Source organism: Paenarthrobacter sp. NPDC089307 (assembly GCF_040685055.1).
Taxonomy (GTDB): Bacteria; Actinomycetota; Actinomycetes; order Actinomycetales; family Micrococcaceae; genus Arthrobacter.
On sequence record NZ_JBFBHE010000003.1, the window covers coordinates 186,183 to 201,984 of the forward strand.

The 15,802-nt window shown below is 63.9% G+C and carries 16 protein-coding genes and 1 pseudogene; 1 reads left to right on the forward strand and 16 read right to left on the reverse strand.

Translation table 11 applies throughout. The annotated features are described in order from the left end of the window. Positions 1-42 precede the first annotated feature (42 nt). The gene (locus AB0N72_RS08405; RefSeq protein WP_363931008.1) at positions 43-651 is read right to left on the reverse strand and encodes a TasA family protein; all 609 of its coding nucleotides are present in this window, start codon (positions 649-651) and stop codon (positions 43-45) included. 182 nt (positions 652-833) lie between these two features. Between AB0N72_RS08405 and AB0N72_RS08410 the strand changes: the two are divergent. Next, a pseudogene (locus AB0N72_RS08410) lies at positions 834-1,349 on the forward strand (ZIP family zinc transporter); the annotation flags it as partial. Here AB0N72_RS08410 and AB0N72_RS08415 read toward each other — a convergent pair. From AB0N72_RS08415 to gcvT, 15 genes are all read right to left on the reverse strand, one after another. Continuing rightward, positions 1,346-2,569 carry a hypothetical protein gene (locus AB0N72_RS08415; protein ID WP_363934853.1) on the reverse strand — a complete coding sequence of 408 codons (1,224 nt, stop codon included), beginning with the start codon at positions 2,567-2,569 and terminating at the stop codon, positions 1,346-1,348. The pseudogene AB0N72_RS08410 and the gene AB0N72_RS08415 overlap by 4 nt on opposite strands. 171 nt (positions 2,570-2,740) lie before the next feature. After that, positions 2,741-3,001 carry a GlsB/YeaQ/YmgE family stress response membrane protein gene (locus AB0N72_RS08420; protein ID WP_363934855.1) on the reverse strand — a complete coding sequence of 87 codons (261 nt, stop codon included), beginning with the start codon at positions 2,999-3,001 and terminating at the stop codon, positions 2,741-2,743. Positions 3,002-3,074: 73 nt separating this feature from the next. Beyond that, complete coding sequence (locus tag AB0N72_RS08425) at positions 3,075-3,983, reverse strand: serine/threonine-protein kinase (RefSeq protein ID WP_363934856.1); 909 nt, start codon at positions 3,981-3,983, stop codon at positions 3,075-3,077. A gap of 44 nt (positions 3,984-4,027) precedes the next feature. Continuing rightward, complete coding sequence (locus AB0N72_RS08430; RefSeq protein ID WP_363934858.1) at positions 4,028-4,429, reverse strand: hypothetical protein; 402 nt, start codon at positions 4,427-4,429, stop codon at positions 4,028-4,030. Positions 4,430-4,538: 109 nt separating this feature from the next. Beyond that, positions 4,539-5,039 (reverse strand): MarR family transcriptional regulator, encoded by a 501-nt coding sequence (locus AB0N72_RS08435; protein ID WP_363934860.1) that lies wholly within the window; start codon positions 5,037-5,039, stop codon positions 4,539-4,541. A gap of 97 nt (positions 5,040-5,136) precedes the next feature. Continuing rightward, entirely contained in the window at positions 5,137-6,201 is a 1,065-nt protein-coding gene (locus AB0N72_RS08440; RefSeq protein WP_363934870.1) for an FUSC family protein, read from the reverse strand. A gap of 122 nt (positions 6,202-6,323) precedes the next feature. Further along, positions 6,324-7,568: a hypothetical protein gene (locus AB0N72_RS08445; protein ID WP_363934861.1), complete on the reverse strand. Its 1,245-nt coding sequence runs from the start codon at positions 7,566-7,568 to the stop codon at positions 6,324-6,326. Continuing rightward, positions 7,565-8,080 carry a hypothetical protein gene (locus AB0N72_RS08450; RefSeq protein ID WP_363934862.1) on the reverse strand — a complete coding sequence of 172 codons (516 nt, stop codon included), beginning with the start codon at positions 8,078-8,080 and terminating at the stop codon, positions 7,565-7,567. Before AB0N72_RS08450 ends, AB0N72_RS08445 begins: the two co-directional genes overlap by 4 nt. Position 8,081: 1 nt before the next feature. Then, on the reverse strand, positions 8,082-8,918 hold the full coding sequence (locus AB0N72_RS08455; protein WP_363934864.1) for a hypothetical protein: 837 nt from the start codon (positions 8,916-8,918) through the stop codon (positions 8,082-8,084). Between the two features lie 97 nt (positions 8,919-9,015). After that, positions 9,016-9,471, reverse strand: a complete 456-nt coding sequence (locus tag AB0N72_RS08460) for a hypothetical protein (protein WP_363934865.1) — start codon at positions 9,469-9,471, stop codon at positions 9,016-9,018. A 594-nt stretch (positions 9,472-10,065) separates the two neighbouring features. Further along, a complete protein-coding gene (lipA, locus tag AB0N72_RS08465) occupies positions 10,066-11,073 on the reverse strand; it encodes a lipoyl synthase (protein ID WP_363934867.1) in 1,008 nt (335 codons plus the stop codon). 22 nt (positions 11,074-11,095) lie between these two features. Continuing rightward, on the reverse strand, positions 11,096-12,508 hold the full coding sequence (locus AB0N72_RS08470) for an L-serine ammonia-lyase (RefSeq protein WP_364081246.1): 1,413 nt from the start codon (positions 12,506-12,508) through the stop codon (positions 11,096-11,098). Between the two features lie 376 nt (positions 12,509-12,884). Next, positions 12,885-14,204 carry a serine hydroxymethyltransferase gene (gene glyA, locus AB0N72_RS08475; RefSeq protein ID WP_363932098.1) on the reverse strand — a complete coding sequence of 440 codons (1,320 nt, stop codon included), beginning with the start codon at positions 14,202-14,204 and terminating at the stop codon, positions 12,885-12,887. Further along, entirely contained in the window at positions 14,201-14,584 is a 384-nt protein-coding gene (gene gcvH / locus AB0N72_RS08480) for a glycine cleavage system protein GcvH (RefSeq protein ID WP_363932099.1), read from the reverse strand. The genes glyA and gcvH overlap by 4 nt, the downstream gene beginning before the upstream one ends. 84 nt (positions 14,585-14,668) lie before the next feature. Continuing rightward, positions 14,669-15,802, reverse strand: coding sequence for a glycine cleavage system aminomethyltransferase GcvT (gcvT, locus tag AB0N72_RS08485; RefSeq protein WP_363932100.1), 1,134 nt, complete (start codon positions 15,800-15,802; stop codon positions 14,669-14,671).

Below are 15,802 nucleotides of genomic sequence, written 5' to 3' on the forward strand. Positions count from 1 at the left end.
GCAGGGGGGCGCCCGACCAGGCCCGGCGGGGTTGGGGTGGTCTTACTTGGTGGTTTCGGTGCGTTGGGTGCCGGTGAAGGCGAAGGCGATGGTGGAGGTTGCGCCTTGGAAGGTGTTGTCCGCGGTGGTGGGGAACGCGGTGGTGACTTTGAGGTTGTCGGTCTTGGCGGAGGTCACGGAGGTGAGGTTGTTCAGGACCTTGTTCGCTGCGATGACCGGGGCTGAGGCCAGGACGGTGGTCTTGGTTCCGCCGCAGGTGTAGGGCGCTGCGGCGCCGGTCCAGGCCACGGAGCAGTTTTCGATGGTCAGCTGCAGGCCGTTGGTGGCGTCGGTGGTGAGCAGGGAGGCGGTGGCCCCGGCGGAGGTGGTGAGGGTGACGTTGTTCAGGTCCGAGTTGCCCGTGTTGGCCAGGGTGACGAGCTTTTCAACCTTGTCACCGGGGAGCAGTCCTGCGATGGGGACGTTGAGGGTGTTGGCCGGTCCGGGGGCGCCCAGGGCGATGGTGACGGTGCCTGCGGTGACTGCTTGTGAGGCGGAGGTGGAGGAGGTGAACGCGCCGTAGGTTCCCATGCCGGCGACGGCGGCTGCGGTGCCGACCAGTGCGACGGAGGCGAGGATTTTGCCGGAGGTGGTCTTGAGGCTGATGGCCATGGGGATCAGTGTCCTTTCGTGTGGCCACCGTAAGACCGGCCGGCCTGTTGTTCCAGCCTTCCTGGCTGACAGGAATTACTTTGCCGGGCCTGGATCAAGAACAAATCCTGCAAACCCACAACACTTCCTCAGGAAAACCTCAAGATCACCTCAGCACCACAGGCACCATGTGAAACACTCGTTCCAACATCCTTCTGGCGCGCGCCGGCGCCAAGCATCGCAAGCGCTCCAGCGGACCCCAGCCCTCGGAAAAGGACTCACCCGGCAGCGGCACGGCCATTGCGGTAGGCGCACTCATTGACGGCATCCCCGAATCGGTGGTGCTCGGCGTCGGACTCTTGGCGGACGGAGCCGTCAGCCCGGCCATGCTCGCCGCCGTTTTCATCTCCAACGTTCCGGAAGGTCTTTCCAGCACGGCCGGAATGAAGAAATCAGGTCGCAGCCCGGCCTACGTCTTTGGCACGTGGGTGGGAATTGCGGTTTTCAGCGGTGTTGCGGCATTCGTCGGCTTCACGGCCTTGGAAAACGCGCCGGAATCTATCATCGCCTTCATCACCGCCAGTGCCGCCGGAGGCATCCTGGCCATGCTCGCCGACACCATGATCCCGGAGGCCTTCGAAGAGCACCACAACCTCACCGGCCTGACTGCCGCCGTCGGCTTCCTCAGCGCCTTCACCATCCACCACATCGGAGGTTAGTGGTTCAGTAGCCCAAGCACGGGGAGGGCAATCGCCGTCGAAAGTGCCATGGCGGCGGTATTGCCGATCACGGGGTGGAAGCCGGCCGGCAGCCGCGTGGAGATGGCGCGGGCCAGGGGTGGCGCCAAGACGGCTCCCAGCACTGCCCCGCCGATGATCCCCGTCCAGGAACCTCCCGACGCGAGGACGGCAGCGGGCGCGACCGAAACCACGGATGCGTACGTGGCCGCCCATCCTTCCTCGCGGTACCAACGCCGCCAGAGCACGACTCCAACAGCTGATGTCAGGGCCTGCGCAAACAGGATGTGCGGAAGCAGGGCCGAACCGTACGCCGGCCACCCGGGATTCATCACAAACGCCACCGACACGCCGAGGATCAGGCCCAAGCTGGCCAGTTCGTTGGCGAAGAAGTGCGTTTCTGTGAAGTCCTTGAGCACCCGGCGCGCGGCCCGGACAGCGTCATTGAGGACGGTCTGATGAGCGCCCGACGCCGGGAAGTTGCCTCCCGTGGTCGGGTCCGCCTTCCGCAGGACAAGCCATGGCAGGTGCCGGGCAATCGAGAAAGTGGCAGCAGATCCAAGTGCCATTGCCAGGACACTGCCCACCACCGGCGGCAGGCCCATCGGGGAAGACACCACAGCGATGAAAAGCAATGCCAACGGTGTCACGGTGGCTGCTCCCAGGACGGCCCCTGTGACGCAGGTTCGCCAGCCTGCGCCGTAGAGGAAGACCATTGCGGGGGCGGCACAAACGAAAGGCACGAACGTCGGCTGCCAGCCGTCGTCGAGCATCCATCCGAACGCCAGGTTGGACAGCAGCAGGCTCAGCGACGCGGACGCCAGCACCCACGGCCAAAGACCGGTACCGTAAGCAAGCGATCCTGCCCACCTCTTGCCGCCGCGCCCAAGCTGCCAGGCCGCTGCGGCACCGGTGAGCAATCCCAGCGCGGCCAGATCCGCCTTGTAGAACAAGGGCTCCGTCATGTCGCCGAGGAACCACCGGAGGCCGGACAGTGGAGAGTCATTGGCGTCGCCGGGCCAGTCGTCGAAGGCCGGTCCAAGCCCGGGCCCACGCTGCGCAAGGGCGTGCAGCAGCAAGGACAGCAGGCCCACCGCTGCCGCCATCCCAAATGCCCCCAAGGCCGTACCCGTGGCGCTGTACACCGGTGCACCTTGGGGCGGCGCGGCGGTGGCGGACGTGGTAGCTGAAGAGTGCGTCATTGGTTGCCCTTGGCATACGGTGTGTGGTGGCTTCGAGCAGCGTAGCGGAACCGTCCATCCCGTCCGCAGTCGCCGCTGTACGGGCAAATTGTGACCGCAAAGCCCACCCCTCAACGCAAAAAAGGCCCCGACCCCGTGGCGATATCCACGGGGTCGGGGCCTTCAGGGAGCCTAGGCCTTCTTGCGGGTCAGCAGTCCCCAGATGATGAGGACCAGCAGGGCGCCGCCGATGGCAAGGAGCCACGTGGAAATCGACCAGAACTCGTTGATGCCGACGTTGAACAGCGCGCTGCCGATCCAACCGCCCAGGATGGCGCCTACGATGCCGAGCAGCAGTGTGGCGATCCAGCCGCCACCCTGCCGGCCGGGCTTAATGGCCTTGGCGATGGCTCCTGCGATCAAGCCCAAAACGATCCAACCGATGATGCCCATTTTTCATTCTCTCTTTCGTAAGGAGGTCCCAGTTCGGCATAAGGACGCATGCCGCTATCGACCTGATTGTTGGCTACCAGCTGAGTCGTCGGAACATTCCGACGACTTGGCTGGCAGACGGCCTGCCGGCAGGGTTGGGGTCTGTCATGGCATGGAGCACCATGGACCAGCGCCGCCGGACCGTGCCGGGAATTCGGGGTTCACCCAGAGTCCTTGCAACCATGGACTCGAGGGGAGGGCCAGGGAATGCTTTCGTTCCGGTCAGGCACTCCAAGGCGACCAGACCGAGCGAATAGACATCGCTGGCAGCTGTGGACATTCCGCCCTGCACTTCTTCGGGGCTGAGGTAATGCGGAGTGCCCGAAGACGAGGTCGCCGTGGAAGGACCGCCGGTGAAGGCAATGCCGAAGTCGGTCAACTGCGCGACGCCGGTACCGTCCGGGTCCGCTGCCAGCTTGACCAGGATGTTGCCGGGCTTGATGTCGTTGTGGACAATCCCCTTGCGGTGGATGTACGCCAATGCCCGGGCAATGCCGCCCATCCACTCGGCTGTTTGACGAGGCGAAGCCGGCTGCTGGTGGAGGATGGTTCGCAGGTCCTTTCCTTCCACCAGGTCCATTACCAGGAAATTGCGGTTTGCCATGCCGGCTTCATGTCCCGTGACTCCGGAGCCCAGGACCCGGACAATGTTCTTGTGCCGCAGGCGGCCATGGATGCCAATCTCCCGGCGAAACGGGACATCATTGGCGGGGTCGGGGTTCCTGAAAATCTTGACGGCGACCACCGAACCGGTGTGGAGGTCGACGGCCTCTTTTACATAAGCTTCCGAGCCGCCACCCAACGCTCCCGCCAGGCGGTACCGGCCCGCGATCACCGGGGCCTGGTCCTTGAGGTCCTGACCCGCGTCCTGGTCCGCGGTCTGGTTCACGACCTGGTCCAGGACGTCCGGGCGGGCAACATTCCGGGGAACGACGCTTGTCATAGCAGCTCCGCGATCAGCGCAGACGGCCGCAAGATGGAGCGTTGTCACCCGAGCAGGGTTTCGATCTCGGCTGCAGGCACGCCCGCTACCTCCGCAAGGGCGAGGGCGTTGACTCCGGCGTCAACAGCCTTTTTGAAGGCCAGCGCGAGGGTGTTCTGTGAAATGGCCAGTTCGTGCTGAAGGCTCTGCCTGCGGAGGGCGGCGATCCATACGGCGCTCACAGGATCCAAGGCGTCAATGTCCATCCGGAACCCGCAGCCGCAGGCCCATTCCGGCCAGATCGGCTCCACGGAAACCCACTTCATGGCGTCGAACGCGGGCCCGGCGGAGATGGCCATGTGGGACCCGCAGTGCGTGGGGCCCATGGGAATCACCTGTTCCGTGAGAAGTTCCACGGTATTTTCAGCCACTGGTGTGGAGCTTGGTTCACGCAGTGCGACTGTCATCGTTCTCCCACACATTCCCTAGTAAGTAGCTTGGCTATCTAGTTATATGTGTACTTATGAATTATGTCCAGTCGGAGGGCTGCAGGATTCCGGATTCACGTGGCGGCGATCAGGACGTCGCGATGCCGTCGATGGCCTTTCGCATGCGCCTAAGGAACTCCACCACCACCGCAGAATCCTCGCTGCTCAGCGTTTCGGCGGCCTCCATCATGCGCGAGTGCATGTCCCCGAGCGTGCCGCGCACTTCTTGGTCCGAGCCAGGGGTGGGGCGCAGGATCAGCGCACGACGATCAGTGGGGTGCGGTTCCCTGGTCACATAGCCAGACCGCACCAAACGGTCGACAAGTGACGTCATGGACGCCGACGTCACGCCGAGGCGGACGGCCAGCTCCTTTGGCCCGACGTCGCGGCCCGCGCGTTCGGCTTCAAGCAAATACCGCAATGCCAGCAAATCGGTTTCGCCCATGCCCATGGAGGCGCGGGTCCGGCGTCGCATATCCGCTTCGGCGGTCCGGTAGTCCCTGAGCGCGTTCAACACGTCCACGGCACCCATCTGCTTGCGACTCTCCAGCCCGTACCAATAGCCCTGACGTTCACTTTTGTCGCTCATCACCAGTCCTTTGGTAGACATGTATCTCGCTTGTCTAACCAATTGATACTAGGCGATATCCCGCTTCTTTGCTGACAAGACGGTCAGGACAGCAATCTCAGGCCGTCTGCCGCAGCGCCCGCGCACGGCGCCAGAGAGCCGGAGCGACCACTACCGCGACGCCGACGGCGGCACCAATGACCGTCTCGATGATGCGGTCCCGCAGCAACAACCCAGGATCGACGGGCGCGGCAAGGAGTGTGGCAATCAGCGCCAGCGGCGTCACGAACACCTGCGCAACGAGGTACTGCCGGGCAATGAACATCTCAGCACCAAACTGGCACGCCGCGATCACCAGGACCATGGCCCACGGCGCCGGATTCAGCCACAGGATGCCCGCCAGCAGCACCAGCCCCAGCACCGTTCCCGCGATTCTTTGGATGCCGCGGCTGACCCGGTGGCGAGTTGAGTGCCCAACCAAAGGAACCACCGCGGCCACCATCGCCCAGTATGTGTGCCCGAAGCCAAGCCGCTCCCCCACCAGCGTGGCTATGGTTCCGGCCAGGCCGGCGGCCACCAAATAGCCGCCGCCCTCCAGCCAGATGGCCTGCCGTTCTGCAGGGGTGTGCCGGATGCGCGGAGGACGTTTCCATGGGGTTCGATGGCTCTTGACCACGCGGGCCGACATGCCAATCAAAAGGCAGAAAATCGTGGTGCCCACAGCCACCAGAAGCGCCTCCCACAGCGGCGGCTGGGCTGCGATGGAAGCGATGGCAGCGAAGGCGAAAATGTGAAAGAGAGAGCCGCCCGGACGCAACCGCCACGCAGCAACCACCACCGAGCAAACGCCGGCCACTACGGTGGTGGCACCGGTCAGCAGCCACGAATATGCGGCACCTTCAATGCCCCACGCATGTGCCACACGCGCCACCAGCGTGGCCAGGAGAATGATGAAAAGCATGAAGCCGCCGGCACGCAACTGGCTGAAGAACCTGGCGCCATGGGGTTCATTTCGCCCATAGATACCCGTGAAAGCCCCGAACGAAGCAAACACTGCCAGGTCCAGCCGGCCGATCAGCGTCAATGTGATCAGAGGAACAAACACACCTACTGCGCAGCGGAGGGCGGGATGGTGGTCCTTGTTGCCAGGACCCATCGTGAACATTTCCGCTACAGCCTTCAAGGGGCGGCTCGCCTTTCGTCGCAGGATCAAACGTACGACGGCGGCACTGGCGTCCGCTCCCAAGGTTACGCTCCGGTTGCTGGGCTACTCCGGAATCGGGTGCAGATAGTGCCCCTCATCACCTAGAAGCTGGACGGCGTACCCGAGACCGGGCTGGTACCGAGAGGGTTAGCTGCCACGTCGGTCAGTCCACCGACCGGGGTGTAAGTCGCCGCGAACGGGTTGCGGTTCGCATTGCTCGGAGTTCCCGTCACTGTTGTTCCCAGGGTGATGGTCAGCGTCTTGCTCGTTGAGTTCCACACCAGACTCGAGGTGCCAGAGTATGTCAAGGCCGTGGAGCCGTTGTTATACGAGGCTCCAAGTGCCACGCTGCCGACCGCTGAGGACGGGCACCCCGGAGTTGAGACTGTAAGCACGCTCCCTGTCGAGATGCTGACCGCGACCTGACTATCACCGCTCAGGGTCTGATCGGTGTTGCTGGTCCACGCGCTGCAGATGGTGCTGGCCTTGAGCGGTTCGGAGAACGTGATGGTCACCGTATCGCCCTTGTCAATCTTGCCCACCGTGCCGGTTCCGTTGCCAAGCCGGACATTCGTCACCGTCGGAGCCGTTGCGTCCTTGGAGGACGTCGCCGTTCCAGCAGCACTGACGTTACCGGCTGCGTCCGTGGCCTTGGCGGAGTAGGAGATGGTGCCATCGGCGAAGTTCCTGACATCTACTGGGAGCGCAGTCCAACTTCCCGAACCGTCCACCCCTATCGTCTGGGATATCGGCTGTGCACCCGCCCCTGACACAGTGAGGGATACAGACGAGTTGGCTTCAGCCGTACCGCTTACCGGGACCTTGTCCGCAATGGCGGCGTTGATCAAGGCAAGGGCGCTTATCACCGGCGGGTTGGGTGGCGTAGTATCCGTGACCGGGGTGGTCCCGGTGCTGCGGCTGCTTTCGGCGCCCTGCCAGAGAGACAACTGGGGCGTCACTGTGTAGTACCAGGTCCCGGCCGGAACGTTGGCCTCAGCACACGAAAGAGCGGCAATCGTGCCTTGGCACGTGCCGGTGGCGGCCACACGCGTACCTCCGGTGGCCGAACTGTAGCGGGCTATGCTGTAGCCGCTCACCGACCGGCCCGCCGCCGTCGTACTGGCCGTCCAGTTAAGTGTCACGGTGGTTCCGGCCACGCTGGTGGCAGGCTTCGCCCCTTGGGCGACGGAGTCTGCCTTCGCGGCCCCAAAGCCGCTGCTGACAGAACCCCAGAACGCGTTGGCGGCGGGTCCTGCGCAGGAAATGAGGAAGATACCCAACGCGATGACGATGATTCGGTTCCAACGCCTCATGCTGATGCGCGAAGCCTGACGGTCCTGGCTCACTTCCGTACCTCCAGCGTCACGGGGATGGCGAATTGGGCGCCTTGGCAGGCAGAGACTGAAGAAGCACCCATGCTGGCTGCTCCTTGGAGCGTCACCAGAATGGAGCTGTTTGCCCCGATGACGATCGGCGTGGCAAGTGGTGCGGGAGGGGGCGTAAAGGTCACGCCGGTGGTGGTGCAGGCGGCATGGGAGGCGTCGGCGGTAGCAGCTCCGTTGGCTGTGAATCCGTAGATGGTGACGGCGTGGGGGTTGGGGTTGGTAGCCCGGACCAGGACGTCGGCAGTTCCACCGGGAACCAAACTGGTTTGCAGGGTGTCGCCCGGCACGAGCGCGCCCACCGTAACGGCCTGCATGGTGCCGTTCACGGATGAGCCGCTCCCGAGGCCGGTGGCGCTCCAGTATGCGTACGCCGATCCCACACCGCCCAGCACGCACAGGGCTACTGTGGCTGCCGCGGTTCGCGCGAGCCGCCCCGTTGTCGGGATGCGGGGTGTCCGGGCTGTCGTCTTCATGTCAGTTGCCTTGTCCCGTGCCTGAGTACGTGAGCTGGATGGTGGCGCCCTTGCAACCATCCTGGAGTTGGGGCGTATCCTGCATCGTTATCCGTGGCCAGCGCGACTCCGGTACGCCAAGGGCCGACAATTTTCGGACGCCGGGTTCAACCGTCAACGGATACGCGCCCGAGTACTGGGTGAGCTTGTAGTCAGCGGCGGTGCATGGAAGGTTCGCCGCAATGGCCGCCGGTGTCCGGACCACCTGGCTGATGGAGACGGAAAGATTGGTCACGGCGATGCTCTTGTTTTCCGGGTTGGAGATCTGCAATTCCAGCGACCTCGACACTCCCGGCGCAAGCATGCCATTCACGGACCCGGTTACCCCGAAATTCCGCTTGACTTCCAGGACCTGCAACTGGCCCGGCGCCGTGTTGGAAACTACCGTTCCGCTGCCCGCTTTGACCGTGAAATCGGTCTTTGCCGCCGGCGTCGTGGTGGCGGTTCCTACCGTCAGGGTCGCCTGGACCGTGCCTCCCGACGTCAGGTTTGACGACGACGGCGCGAAGCTCGCGTTCGCGCCGGCCGGCAGTCCGCTGGTCGAGAACGTCACGGGTCCCGTGAAACCACCTGTCGACGTCGCCGACACCGTGAAGGTGGTGGACTGGCCTTGGTCGACCGTCCGGCTCGATGGAGACAACGCCACCGTGATTCCAGAGGGTGCTTTTGCGGCACTGCCTTGGCCGTTGTTGGCTGCAAGTGCTGCGGCTGGCAAAATCGCCACCAACAAGGCCAGCAGCAACGCACGCAGTACTTCACCTCGGCGGGACGGTGCGATGCGCTCTGGGCGGTGGTCCATGGAAGCTCTTTTCGGACGTCGGCTTGATGCGTTGGCGAAACTGCTGGAACGGGCATGCCGGGGTCCGCCGTTAGAGGCGGGCCCCGGCGTCGAGGTTTTACACGCTGCCGACGGTGACCGTGACGGTCGCAGCCTTGCAGGCATCCTGGTTGACGGTGGTGCTGTCGTTGAACTTCAGCGTGCCGGAGCCGACAGACGTGCCGGTGCTGTTGGCGGCAACGGAGCTGTTCGTGGTGACTGCGGTGACCTCGAACCACGCAGGCAGACATCCAGCCACGTCAGTGCTCACGGAAGCGGTGAGTGCGCCCACCACCGTGCCGGACGTGGTGGAGTTGTCCGCCGTGTAGCTCACGGGCACCGAGTTGCCTGGAGCAAGGCCGCCGGCGAAGGTGGCGTGGAGGGTGACCGTACCTCCGCCGGACGAGTTTGCCGCAGATCCGCTGCCTGAACCCGTGGTGGTCCAGTAGGCGTAGGCGGCCCCGCCACCCACTGCTACCAGTGCGACGCCAGCGACTGCGGCGGTGATCCGGCTCTTCTTCGAAAGCTTGCGCATGATGTGACTCCTTGGTTGATCTGGTCCGGGGAGCCGCAGTGCAACCCCCAGCATCCGGCCTTTGCTGGCGGATGGAGCGATGGACCCAATGTTTCAACCACGGCAAGCCCTGTGGCTACGATTCGGAATACCTCACTTTTTATTCGAACAGAGGCCGGGAAATACCCACATGCGGCGTGCAGGTACTCTGCTTCTCCGCTCGAATTACTTGGTCGGCCCGCCGGCAACGCAGCCGTGACGGGAACATAGGTACTCGCGTTCTGGTGCGCTGTCCAAGGAGTGGACACGGCCACAGCGTCGGCAAATGACGGTCTTCCGGCGTTGGTGCGCCAACATTGTGCGCATCTTGAGCAAAAACTGCGCTGGTGTTCGATGCTTTTGGCATCAAGGATTAACGCCCGACGGCGGCCTGGCCGCCTTCATAAGGCGACCAGACCGCCGTCGTACAACTGTTCTTGGCTAGGAAGCCCGGGGCGCCGGGGCAGGGAATTGCTGCTGAAGAGCTGGATGCCGGCGGGACCTTTGGTAGGTTGTTCAGCCGCGAGCTAGTCAGCTGTGGGCTGTTCAGGCGCGGGCTGTTCAGGCGCGGGCTGGTCAGGCGCGGGCGGCGAGGATGGTGGAGGCTTCCTGCCGGGTGGTGCCGGAGGACTCGATGTGGGCAAGGGCTTCGGGGATGTCCCAGCCTTTCTTGCGCATCGCGGTGGCCCAGAGCCGTCCGGCCCGGTAGGAGGAGCGGACCAAGGGCCCGGACATGACGCCGAGGAAGCCGATTTCCTCGGCTTCGTGCTGGAGGTCCACGAATTCCTGCGGCCTGACCCACCGGTCCACGGGCAGGTGCCGTTCGGAGGGGCGCAGGTACTGGGTGATCGTGATCAGGTCACAGCCGGCGGCGTGCAGGTCCCGGAGGGCTTCGGAGATTTCCTCGCGGGTCTCGCCCATGCCCAGGATCAGGTTGGACTTGGTCACCATGCCCAAATCCCGGCCCTGGGTGATGACATCCAGGGAGCGTTCGTACCGGAACGCCGGGCGGATCCGCTTGAAGATCCGGGGCACTGTCTCGACGTTGTGCGCGAACACCTCGGGCTTGGACTCACAGATCGCGGCGATGTGTTCGGGTTTGCCGGAGAAGTCCGGGATCAGCAACTCCACCCCGGTGCCGGGATTCAGTTCATGGATCTTCCGGACCGTTTCGGCGTACAACCAGACACCCTCGTCTTCGAGGTCGTCACGGGCCACCCCGGTCACGGTGGCGTAGCGCAGCTGCATGGCCTGCACGGACCGGGCGACCTTGGTGGGTTCGAACATGTCCACCGGGGAGGGTTTGCCGGTATCGATCTGGCAGAAATCACAGCGGCGCGTGCATTCGGACCCGCCGATCAGGAACGTCGCTTCCTTGTCTTCCCAGCACTCGAAGATGTTCGGGCACCCGGCCTCTTCGCAGACCGTGTGCAGGCCCTCTTTCTTGACCAGGTTCTTGAGCTGGACAAACTCCGGACCCATCTGGACCTTGGCCTTGATCCACTCAGGCTTACGTTCAACCGGGACCGCCGAGTTACGCTGCTCAACGCGCAGCAACTTACGGCCTTCAGGTGCGAGTGTCATGCGGTTTCCTTAGTGTTGATTTTCAGCATTCGACGACGTTGACGGCGAGGCCGCCCATCGCGGTTTCCTTGTACTTGTGGGACATGTCCTTGCCGGTTTCACGCATCGTGACGATCACTTCATCCAACGAGACCCGGTGCGTGCCATCACCCCACAACGCCATCTTCGCGGCGTTGATCGCCTTCGCCGCAGCAATCGCGTTCCGCTCAATACACGGAATCTGCACCAACCCACCAATCGGATCACACGTCAACCCCAGATTGTGCTCCATCGCGATCTCCGCCGCGTTCTCCACCTGACCCGGAGAACCACCCATCACCTCAGCAAGACCGGCAGCAGCCATCGACGACGCCGACCCCACCTCACCCTGGCACCCCACCTCAGCACCGGAAATGGACGCCTGCTCCTTATACAACACACCCACCGCACCGGCAGCGAGCAGGAACCGCACCACCACATCGTCCTTATCCTTTTGGGTGGCCTTGTCCATCCCCGGAGCATAATTCAACGCGTAATACAGCACCGCCGGAATAATCCCCGCCGCACCATTCGTCGGAGCAGTCACCACCCGGCCACCCGAAGCGTTCTCCTCATTCACGGCCAACGCGATCAGGTTCACCCACTCCTGCCAATACTTCGGATCGTTGCGGTCCTTGTCCTCCTTCAACAACCGCTCCAACCAATCAGGAGCCCGACGCTTCACCCGCAACCCACCCGGCAACACACCCTCACGCTTCAAGGACGTCTCAACACACGCCTCCATCACCGACCAGATATGCAGCAAACCCTCACGGATCTCCTCCTCGGACCGGGACGCCCGCTCATTGATGAACATGATGTCGCTGATCCCCAAGCCCTTCGAGGCGCACCGGCCCAACAACTCCGCCGCGGTCCGGAACGGCAACGGCAACTCCGCCTTCGTCTCCTCCAGCTCCTGCTGCGCCGCGTTCTCCTCACCCTCCCGGACAATGAACCCACCACCCACCGAGAAAAACGTCGCCTCCTTCAGCACATTCCCCCCGGCATCGGAAACAGCAAACTTCATCCCGTTCGTGTGCCGCGGCAACACCGTCAACGGATGCAACACCATATCCTCCACCGCATACGGCAACTCCACTCCCCCACCCGAAGCACCCGCCAGGTTCAACACACCCGTCTCCGCGATCGACGCAAGCCGCTCCTCCACCTCATCCGGCAGGATCAACTCAGGTTCATAGCCCTCGAGACCCAGCAGCGTCGCGGTGAACGTGCCGTGGCCCTTGCCCGTCGCAGCCAAGGACCCATACAAATCAACCCGCAACGACGCCACGGCAGGCAGCACGCCGGATTCACGCAGTTCCCGGGCAAACACCGCACCAGCCCGCATCGGCCCCACCGTGTGCGAACTCGACGGGCCAATACCAACGGAAAACAGATCGAAAACACCAACAGCCATAGCCGGGGATCCCTTTCAGGGAGGAGTGAAGAACAAACAAAAAGGTGGGGCCGGACCAAATCCCGAGCCAAGGCGGCCCGGCCCCGGGGGTCCCAGTGCGGACCCCAGCCCGGTGTTGACGTGCGGCATTCGTTCCCAGCAAATGCCGCACCCGGGAGATCAATGTGGGCCACCGCCGCCTGTCGGGGCCCGCGTCCTCTGCGGCCTCGGTCGCAGTTGCACCCGCTGAGCGGATGCGATGCTCCCTTAGACGGCCGCTGCCGGACCCCGCCCCCAAATAGGCCGCTTCGAACCAGCCCCGATTCGGGGGTTCGCTGCGGAGTGTGCCGTGTGCACCGCACACTCCGCAGCTAGCCCACGAATCGGATGTGAGGCCTTAACCCAAGTTGGGAACTCCGGGGTAGAGCGGGTGCGCCTCAGCCAGGGCCTCAACCCGGTGACGCAACCCGGAAAGGTCCGCGTCGGCGTCGGCGATCAATGCTTCGGCGATGATGTCCGCAACCTCGCGGAAGGCTGCTTCGCCAAACCCGCGCGTTGCCAGCGCCGGCGTGCCGATCCGCAGGCCCGAGGTGACCATGGGCGGCCGGGGGTCGAAGGGGACGGCGTTGCGGTTGACGGTGATGTCGATTGCCGCGAGACGGTCTTCGGCTTGCTGGCCGTCGAGCTCACAGTTGCGCAGGTCAACCAGGACCAAGTGGACGTCCGTTCCGCCGGAAACCACGGAGATCCCCTTGGCTGCGACGTCGGGCTGGACCAAGCGCTCGGCGAGAATACGCGAGCCTGCCAGTACGCGCGACTGGCGCTCCCGGAACTCTTCGGAAGCTGCGATCTTGAATGCCACGGCCTTGCCGGCGATCACGTGCTCCAGCGGTCCACCCTGCTGCCCCGGGAACACGGCCGAGTTGATCTTCTTGGCGATGTCGGCGTCGTTGGAGAGGATGATTCCGCCGCGCGGACCGGCGAGGGTCTTGTGCGTCGTTGAGGTGGTGACGTGGGCGTGCGGGACCGGAGAGGGGTGCAATCCTGCAGCCACCAGTCCGGCGAAGTGTGCCATGTCCACCATCAGGTAGGCACCCACGGAGTCGGCGATCCGGCGGAACTCGGCGAAGTCCAACTGCCGCGCGTAAGCGGACCAGCCAGCCACGATGAGTGCCGGCTTGTGCTCCTGCGCAAGGCGCCCAACCTCGACCATGTCCACCGTGTGGGTGTCCTCGCGGACGCCGTAGGGCACCACGTTGTAGAGCTTGCCGGAGAAGTTGATCCGCATGCCGTGCGTGAGGTGACCGCCGTGGGCCAGGTTGAGGCCCATGATGGTGTCGCCGGGCTTGATCAGCGCGTGCATCACGGAGGCGTTTGCCTGCGCACCGGAGTGCGGCTGGACGTTCGCGTACTCGGCCCCGAACAGGGACTTGATCCGGTCGATGGCGAGCTGCTCGATCACGTCCACGTGCTCGCAACCACCGTAGTAGCGCTTGCCGGGGTAGCCTTCGGCGTACTTGTTGGTCAGCACCGAACCCTGTGCCTGCATCACGGCAACGGCGGTGTGGTTCTCGGATGCGATCATTTCCAGGCCGTCGCGCTGGCGGCCGAGTTCGTCGTCGATCTTCGCGGCGATCTCGGGGTCCAGCTCGGAGAGCTGGGCGTCCAACGACGGCGATACGACCTGTTCGAATTCAGTCACGGATACCGGGTTCACAGTTCGCCTCCGTTGGCTGCCGCGTACTCTTCGGCCGACATGAGGGGCCCTTCTTCCGTGGCGGCCACCTTGAACAGCCAGCCTGCGCCGTAGGGGTCGGTGTTGATGAGGGCGGGATCTCCGACTACGGCGTCGTTGATCTCGGTCACCTCACCGGTCACGGGCGAGTAGAGGTCGGAGACGGACTTGGTGGATTCCACCTCGCCGCAGGTCTCCCCGGCGGTCACTGTGGAACCGACCTCGGGCAGGTCCACATACACGATGTCACCCAAGGCGTCGGCGGCCACGGCGGAGATGCCAATCCCCACAGGCCCACCTCCATCGGCAGCCACCCATTCATGCTCGGCCGAGTACTTCAGTTCAGCAACTACTTTGCTCATTCCAATTCCTATCTCTCGTGGAGTTTTCGTACAGCTGATGCCCTTAAGAGGGCCTTTTAAGCGCGTTATGTGTACAAAAACTCGCTACTTTTGGCGCTTGTAGAACGGCAGCGGCACAACTTCGAACGGTTCGGCCTTACCGCGGAGGTCGACGTCAACGATCGTGCCCGGCTCTGAATGCTCGACGTCGACATACGCCAGGGCGACCGGGTAACCGAGCGTCGGGCTCGGCTGCCCCGAGGTCACCTCGCCGATCAGGGAACCGTCCTTGAGGACCGAGTAGTGCCCACGGGCCGCGCGACGTCCGGCGCCTTTGAGTCCCACCAGTTTCTGCCCGATCGTGGAACCAACACCGGCGGCTTTGATCGCGGCGAGTGCTTCCTTGCCAACAAAGTCGCCCTCCTTGGACAACGCCACCACGGGACCGAGCCCGGCTGCGTAGGCGTTCACGTGGCGGGAGAGCTCGTTGCCGTAGAGGGGCATGCCCGCTTCGAGGCGCAGGGAGTCGCGGGCTGCGAGGCCTGCGGGGATGAGGCCGTGGCCCTCGCCTGCTTCGAGTAGCGCTTCCCACAGACCCGGAGCGTCGACGTTCGGGATGTAAATCTCGAAGCCGTCCTCCCCGGTGTACCCGGTGCGGGCCACCAGCAGGTCTTGGGTACCGCCGTCGGAAATCAACGGGATCTCAACCGCGGCGTAGTACTTCAGCTCGGTGACCAGGGAGTGCTGCTCCGCGGGCACCAAGGTCAGCAGGATCGCCTCGGCGTTCGGTCCCTGTACGGCGATCAGGGAGGTCTCGGCGGAGGCGTCCTCAACAACAACGTCGAAACCGGCCGCACGCTCCTTCAAGGCCGCCGCCACAACCGCAGCGTTGCCCGCATTCGGAACCACGAGGAACTTATCCGCTGCGCGGCGGTACGTGATGAGATCGTCGATGATGCCGCCGTCGGCGTTGCAGATCAGCGAGTACTTCGCCTTTCCAACCGCAATCGCGGACAACTTGCCCACCAGTGCGTAGTCCAGGAACGCTGCGGCATGGGGACCGGTGACCCAGACTTCGCCCATGTGGGAGAGGTCGAACAGGCCCGCCGCGTTGCGGACGGCGTGGTGCTCGGCGAGTTCGGACTCGTATTTAAGGGGCATCTGCCAGCCGCCGAAGTCCGTGAAGGACGCGCCGGCCTTTTTGTGTTGCTCGTAAAGAGCTGTGTAGTTCTCAGACAT

Bases quoted from the DNA above. Each gene is read 5' to 3' on its own strand.
- AB0N72_RS08425 (WP_363934856.1), bottom strand. From the start codon at position 3,983: ATGACAAGCGTCGTTCCCCGGAATGTTGCCCGCCCGGACGTCCTGGAC.
- gcvH (WP_363932099.1), bottom strand. From the start codon at position 14,584: ATGAGCAAAGTAGTTGCTGAACTGAAGTACTCGGCCGAGCATGAATGG.
- AB0N72_RS08430 (WP_363934858.1), bottom strand. From the start codon at position 4,429: ATGACAGTCGCACTGCGTGAACCAAGCTCCACACCAGTGGCTGAAAAT.
- AB0N72_RS08405 (WP_363931008.1), bottom strand. From the start codon at position 651: ATGGCCATCAGCCTCAAGACCACCTCCGGCAAAATCCTCGCCTCCGTC.
- AB0N72_RS08435 (WP_363934860.1), bottom strand. From the start codon at position 5,039: ATGAGCGACAAAAGTGAACGTCAGGGCTATTGGTACGGGCTGGAGAGT.
- AB0N72_RS08455 (WP_363934864.1), bottom strand. From the start codon at position 8,918: ATGGACCACCGCCCAGAGCGCATCGCACCGTCCCGCCGAGGTGAAGTA.
- gcvT (WP_363932100.1), bottom strand. From the start codon at position 15,802: ATGTCTGAGAACTACACAGCTCTTTACGAGCAACACAAAAAGGCCGGC.
- AB0N72_RS08460 (WP_363934865.1), bottom strand. From the start codon at position 9,471: ATGCGCAAGCTTTCGAAGAAGAGCCGGATCACCGCCGCAGTCGCTGGC.
- AB0N72_RS08420 (WP_363934855.1), bottom strand. From the start codon at position 3,001: ATGGGCATCATCGGTTGGATCGTTTTGGGCTTGATCGCAGGAGCCATC.
- AB0N72_RS08450 (WP_363934862.1), bottom strand. From the start codon at position 8,080: ATGAAGACGACAGCCCGGACACCCCGCATCCCGACAACGGGGCGGCTC.
- lipA (WP_363934867.1), bottom strand. From the start codon at position 11,073: ATGACACTCGCACCTGAAGGCCGTAAGTTGCTGCGCGTTGAGCAGCGT.
- AB0N72_RS08415 (WP_363934853.1), bottom strand. From the start codon at position 2,569: ATGACGCACTCTTCAGCTACCACGTCCGCCACCGCCGCGCCGCCCCAA.
- AB0N72_RS08470 (WP_364081246.1), bottom strand. From the start codon at position 12,508: ATGGCTGTTGGTGTTTTCGATCTGTTTTCCGTTGGTATTGGCCCGTCG.